The sequence below is a fragment of the Sphingomonas sp. 2R-10 genome (assembly GCF_030062225.1).
In the GTDB taxonomy this organism is placed as follows: domain Bacteria; phylum Pseudomonadota; class Alphaproteobacteria; order Sphingomonadales; family Sphingomonadaceae; genus Sphingomonas.
In genome coordinates this window covers 1-6560 of the sequence record NZ_JASCXF010000070.1, presented here as the reverse complement: position 1 = coordinate 6560, position 6560 = coordinate 1, and the positions used below count along the sequence as shown (strand labels likewise).

At 65.4% G+C, this 6560-nt stretch carries 4 protein-coding genes; all 4 read left to right on the top strand.

Going from position 1 to position 6560, the window contains the following annotated elements; genetic code table 11:
• The coding region (locus QLH51_RS19490) for a S8 family serine peptidase (RefSeq protein ID WP_283514669.1) at window positions 1-2560 on the top strand (2560 nt) is incomplete at its 5' end.
• A 195-nt stretch (window positions 2561-2755) separates the two neighbouring features.
• Window positions 2756-4258, top strand: coding sequence for a TolC family outer membrane protein (locus QLH51_RS19485; protein ID WP_164516259.1), 1503 nt, complete (start codon window positions 2756-2758; stop codon window positions 4256-4258).
• Window positions 4259-4260: 2 nt separating this feature from the next.
• Complete coding sequence (locus QLH51_RS19480; protein ID WP_125662685.1) at window positions 4261-4785, top strand: PEPxxWA-CTERM sorting domain-containing protein; 525 nt, start codon at window positions 4261-4263, stop codon at window positions 4783-4785.
• Window positions 4786-4850: 65 nt separating this feature from the next.
• A partial coding sequence (locus QLH51_RS19475) for a type I secretion system permease/ATPase (RefSeq protein WP_125662681.1) occupies window positions 4851-6560 on the top strand: 1710 nt, incomplete at its 3' end.

Here is a 6560-nt window from a genome sequence, read left to right as displayed (position 1 = left end):
GCCTTCTTCTGTCATGCTCGCGGCGAGCGGTTTCGGTCCAGCCCATATGATCCCCGTGGTCTTCGCAACCCTCGGTGAATCACAACTGGCTGAAATCGCTCAACCTAATTTCCGGTTGGGCTCTAAGGTATGGCGGGATTATACCGGCCGCGGGGTCCATGTCGGCGTTTTCGACGAGGGCGTGCAGAGCGTGCATTGGGATCTGAGCGCGAATTATGACGCCTCCCGCCACGTCGTCATCAACGGCGTCACCTACGCCGGCGATGCCGTTCCCGGATCGCACGGCACCGCAGTTTCCGGTTTGATCGCGGCTGCGCTGAACGATCGCGGCGGCGTAGGCGTTGCCTATAACGCGAAGGTGACCGGCGTGAACATCTTCGACCCCGCCAGTCCGATCAGCATCAACAACGGTTCCTTGATCCTGGAGGCTCTTGCCCAGATCAACCGGTACGATATCACGAACCACAGCTACGGTGGGGCAGGCGCCATCGGTTCGGTGAACTCCCGCAACGTGGTTGGCACCGCAAGCTATCTGCAGTCCTTTGCGGTCGAATTCGCCGCTGCGACGGGCCGGGGCGGCCTCGGCACGATCGCCGTAGCGGCTGCCGGGAACGATGGTCTCGACGGGCAGGCGGACGGGTGGAAGACCGATCGCCATACGGTGACGATCTCCGCCTACCGCGAGGCTGATGGTGCCGCCTCGTCATACAGCACGCGCGGGGCGCATCTGCTGGTCGCCGCGCCGTCGAACGATTTGTTCGGCTTGAACAGTGCCGGTCTTATCACGACCGACCTGCTTGGTACGGCCGGTTACAATACGTCTTTCGATCCCACGGGGCCGGCGGACTATACGGATCAGTTCGGCGGAACGTCCGGCGCGACGCCGGTTGCGTCGGGTGTCGTCGCATTGATGCTCGACGCCAACGAGCAACTCGGCTGGCGTGATGTGAAGAACATCCTTGCCGCATCGGCCAAGATGCCGGTCGCGTTCGAAACCGGTCCCGTGCTGTTCAACTCGGAGATCATCGCCGGGAACTTCGTCATACCATTCAATAGTCGTTTCAACGAAAGCTCGTTCCAGCTCTCCGGCGACGCCGCGGGATGGAACGGTGGAGCGATGCATTACAGCTCCGACTACGGTTACGGCGCGATCGATGCGTATAATGCGGTCCGCATGGCCGAAGTATGGTCCCTGTTCGGCTCCGCCAAAACGTCTGCGAACGAGGTGGCGATGACGACGGGCGTCATTGCTGCCGGTGTCACCACGAATGGTCGACTATTGGACAATGCAACGACTGCCGTGCAATTCTTCAACGGCTTTCTTCAGCCGCCAGTGAGCTACAAGTTCAATGTTGCGGAAAGCATGGACGTTGAGCACCTCGACCTGAACATCAACTTCGAAACATTCATTCAGGTTCTGGATGCTCAGGGCGTCGTGCGACGCGAGCTCTTCACCGTCTTGGGCCTGACGCAACTGAAGCTCATCGCGCCGGATGGCACTGAAGGGATGGCAAGTATTCCCGGAACAGTGCAATCGGTGAGCCGAGAGAATGCCAATCAGGATTACGTGATGGGCTTCTCCGGCTTCCGGGGCGTCGAGACAAAGGGCGAATGGACGCTTCAGTTCCAGACCTATGGCGAAAGCAACGACAACGGCCCCGACAGCCCGTTCACCTACACAATCAATCGGCAGTTGACGATCAACAGCCTGAAGCTGGACATGTTCGGTTCGACGCCGTCGACCGACGACGTCCACAGCTATACCGGCGAGTTCTTCACGATGGCTGGGATCGCCGGGGAGGACGGGCGTCGCACGCTGTCGGACACGAATGGCGGCACCGATTGGATCAACGCCGCCGCGGTCGCCGCGAACGTGGAGGTCTCGCTGATCGAGGGTGTCACGACGCGGTTCGGCGGACGCGATGCCTTCACCATCGCGCGCGGCAGCCGGATCGAGAATGTCGTGACCGGTGACGGTGCCGATCGCCTGACCGGGAACGTCGCCGACAATGCGCTGTACGGCATGCGCGGCAACGACTGGCTGAACGGCGGCGCGGGTAACGACAAGCTGTTCGGCGGCGCGGGTAGCGATACATTCGCGTTCGACACGCAAGGGGTGAGCGGATTCGACCGGATCCTCGACTGGAGCGGCGGAGACCGGATCGCGACGACCAAGCAGTTGCGCGGCGCAGATCTGAACGGCCTCATCACGGTCGGCTCCAACGCGCTGATGCTGCTCGACAACAGCGTGCGCGGCGACACCGCGGAACTGGTCGGCGAAGGCGGGGCGGTGCTCCGCGCTGCGGGCCGGTCGGATGGCTATTGGTGGTACGACTTCGTCTCGGGAGGCCGCGAGGACTTCACCGATGGGCGGGTTATGGAGCTGGCATCGGTGCAGGCGGGTGCGGCGACCACCGACGGCGGCGCGCTGCCCGGCTCATTCACCGCGGCGCTGGGTGCGGCCACGCTCGGCCACGCGTTCGAGATCAGCGACGCGGCCTTCTTCCTCTACGACACGATGGGTGACGCCATGTCGTCGGGTGCGGTCACCCTCGCCTGACCGGGCCGACCGGGGCGGCGCCGCGCCGCCCCGGTCCCTTCTTCCTTCAAGCTCATCGGAATTCCGTACGTGTCGACCCCGGCCAGCACAGCCAACGACCGCACCCGCCACCAGGCGCGGCGACGTTCCGCGTGTGGCGAAGGTCACCGTTCGCTGCTGGCCGCATGGCGCAGGCGCGGGGGCACAAGGGTAGTCGTGTCGCTCCTGCTCATCGGCAGTCCGGCGTCCGGCGAATCGCTGGCCGACGCGATCGTCGATGCATACCGCAGTAATCCACGGCTCCAGGCGCAGCGCGCGGAGTTGCGCGCTTTGGACGAGACGGTGATCGAGGCGCTCAGCCCGTACCGCCTCGGCGCGCAGATCAATGGCAACCTCAACTACAACGAACGGCGCCAGCGCGGTATCTCGACCGAAGGGTTCACCGTATTCGAACAGCGCACGGTGGGTGTCGCACTGACCGTGAACCAGTTGCTTACGAGCGGCGGCCGGACCGCGGCGCAGTTTTCAGCAGCGGAGGCGGACGTGTTGTCGGGCCGGGAACGGCTGCGCGAGCTGGAGAACAGCACTCTGTTGGAGGTGATCGACGCCTATGTGTCGGTGCGCCGCGACCAGCAATTGATCGCGATCCAGATGCGCGCGGTCGAAAATTACGAGCGGCAGGTGACGCAGAACCGGTCGCGCGAGCGGGAGGGCGATCTTTCGCGTACGGATGTTTCGCAGGCACAGGCGCAACTGTTCCTCATCCGTGCCGGACTGGCGCAGGCGCGCGCCAATCTCGAACAGAGCCGGTCCCGCTTCGCTACGTTGGTCGGGCGCAACCCCGGCCCACTCGATGCGGAGCCGCCGCTACCAGGTGTGCCGGTGGCGTCGGACGAGGCGCAAAGGCTTGCCGCGGACGACAGCCCGGTACTGTGGCAGGCGCGGCTGGCGGAAAAGGCCAGCCGTCACCGCATCGCTGCCGCGCGGGCGGAGCGCAACCCGACGCTCGCCGCGCAGGGGTCGTTCGGGTACGTGAACCCGCTCGGGTTCGAGCGGCGCGATCTGGGCAGGAACATTGGCGGGGGGATCACCTTCACGATGCCGATCCTAACGCAGGGGGTGGTCGGGTCGCGCGTCCGGGCCGCGATCGCCGCGCAGCAATCCGCCGGTTTCCAGATCGAGGATACGCGCCGCAACATCGCGGCCGGGGTCCTGAACGCCTGGAACCAGTCGGTCACCGCGCAGGAGCAGTTGCGCACCGGACTTTCGGCGATCGAGGCGGCGGAGGCGGCGGCTTCTGGCGTACGACGCGGCTTCCGGGAGGGCTTCCGGTCCAATTTCGAGGTGATTGATTCCGAACAGCGTCTGCTCAACGCCCAGATCCTGGTCGTGAACGCGCGGTACGGCCAGTATCTCGGCCAGGCGACCCTGCTCGCCTTCATCGGCCGGCTTCGGGCCGACGCGCTGGTCGATGCGGTCACGCCCTACGATCCCACCAAAAATCTCGCCAGGCAGCGGCGGTCGCAGATCGGCCCGTTCGTGCCCGTCCTGCACGCCTATGATCGGCTGTCGGTGCCGAGCGGGCGGAGTCGCGACGCGCCCGTCATCCTGCCGGTGCCCTCTCCACAGGTCCTGCCGGCGACACCGCCGCCGCTGACCGGCCCGCTTGCAAACGGCCTTCCGGGTCTGCCGCAATCCACGACAATCAACAGGGAGTGAACATGATGAACACCAAGACTGCGATGATGATGATGGCTGCCCCGCTCGCGCTCGCGGCGACGCCCGCGGATGCCGCGACGTTCCTTTTCCAGATCACGGGCGGCTATCAGGCCAGCTTCGCGATCGACAGCGCCGCCCTGGCGCCCCCGGCTCAGATCGGCGCGGGATTCTTCACGGTGTTCGACACGCCGGGTACGTTCGGTGGGGTGGGCCTGACCGCATCGTCGGTGACGTTCAACACTACCGCGTTCGACGGTGGATTGACGATAGAACTTCCCGACGGAGATTTCCGCGGTTTCCTGGGGTCGCAACTGTTCACCGGCACGACGGCGATGCCTTCCTTGCTGACCGGCGCATTTACGCTGGCATCGGACATCGACCAGTCACCGGTGACGATTACCGTCTCGCAGAGCGTCGCTGCAGTGCCGGAACCCGCAACCTGGGCGATGATGATCATCGGCTTCGGCGCAGTGGGTATCGGGATGCGGCGTCGCGCCGCGATCCGCACCGAAGTACGCTTCGCCTGAGCCACATATGACGAGGCGCGTCCGGCCCCGGCGGCCGGGCGCGCCGCCTGGATCCGAAAGTCGCAATGTCCGACCATTCCGTGCTCCACCCTCTAAAGCATGCACTTTGTGCCGCGCGTCGGCATCTGTGGGGAGCAGCGCTGTTCAGCGGGTTGGTCAACATCCTGTATCTGGCTCCGTCGATCTTCATGCTGCAGGTCTACGACCGTGTCGTCCCGACGCGCGGTGGGGCGACGTTGCTGGCGTTGATCGTGGTGCTGATGGTGACGCTCGCTGTGTTCGCGGTCCTCGATCTCGTGCGCATGCGGTTGCTGCTTCGGGCGAGCGTGCGGCTCGAGAAACTGGCCGCCCCCCCCATCCTGCACCGCATCCTCGGCGCGAACCGCGCGACGGCGGCGGAGCGCGCGGCCGCGCTGCGCAATTTCGATACCGTGCGTGGCACGCTGGTCGGACCGGCGGTCGTGGCGGTTTTCGATGCACCCTGGGCACCTGTCTACCTCATCGTCTGTTTCCTGCTGCATGTCTGGATCGGCGCGCTGGCAGTCGCCGCGCTCGTCCTGCTCAGCCTCGTGGCGTTTCTCGGGGAACGCGCGACGCGGTCGGGGATCGCGGTGTCGTCGGCGGGCGCGGGCGTGCTCGCGCGATCGCAGGATTATTCGATCTCCGCTGCCGAAGTGGGCCGTGTTCTCGGAATGTGCCAAGCCTTGGTTGGCCGGCACCTGTCCGAACGTGCCGCGGTCGTCGCCGATCAGGGCGAGGTCGCGCGCACGTCGGGCGCATTTCTGGCCGGCACGAAGTTCCTGCGACTGCTTTTCCAGTCGCTCGCGCTCGCGCTCGGTGCCTGGCTTGCCATCCAGCAAAGCATCTCTGCAGGAGCAATTTTCGCCGCGTCGCTGCTGGTCGGGCGCGCCCTTCAGCCGGTAGAGCAGATTCTGAGCGCTTGGAAAAACGTGACGGGCGCCCGCGCCGCATACCGCGAACTTTCCCGCTTCCTCGCCATCAACCCGGCCAACGCGATGACGACATCGCTTCCCGATCCGAAGGGGCGGCTCGAAGTCGAGCGGGTGTCCGTTCGCGTGCCGAGTGGCGACACCGAGATTTTGAAAGAGGTGAGCTTCACGGCGGTGCCGGGGGAAATCGTCGCGCTGGTCGGGCCGAGCGGTGCGGGCAAGTCGACCCTGTTGCGCGCGCTTGTCGGTGCGATCCGGCCCAACTCGGGCGAAATCCGCATCGACGGCGCGCGCCTGTCGGACTGGAACGAGCAGACACTCGGATCGCATCTCGGATATATGCCCCAGACGCCGACGCTGTTCCCGGCCAGCGTACATGCCAACATTTCCCGGTTCAGCGGCGTGTCCGCCGACGCGCCGGGCGACATTGACGCGGCGGTGATCGACGCGGCCCGGCGGGCCGGTGCGCACGAGATGATCCTGCGGCTGCCGCAGGGTTATGACACGATGCTGTCGATCCGGGAGAGCGGCGGCCTTTCGGCGGGTCAGCGGCAACTCGTCGCGCTCGCCCGTGCGCTGTTCGGACGACCGCGCTTGCTGTTCCTCGACGAGCCCAATGCGCACCTCGATACAAACGGAGAGACGATGCTGGCGGAGATGCTGCGTCAGGCACAGGCGAGCGGTATCACGATCATCGTGTCGACCCATCGTCCGAGCCTCTTACAGGCGGCCGACCGGATCCTGCTGCTACGCGAAGGCGAGGTCGAGTTCTTCAAAAGCCGCGCGGAAGCACTCGCCGGTCACGCGAGAACGGGTGGGCCGGGC

Bases quoted from the DNA above. Each gene is read 5' to 3' on its own strand.
- QLH51_RS19480 (WP_125662685.1), top strand. From the start codon at position 4,261: ATGATGAACACCAAGACTGCGATGATGATGATGGCTGCCCCGCTCGCG.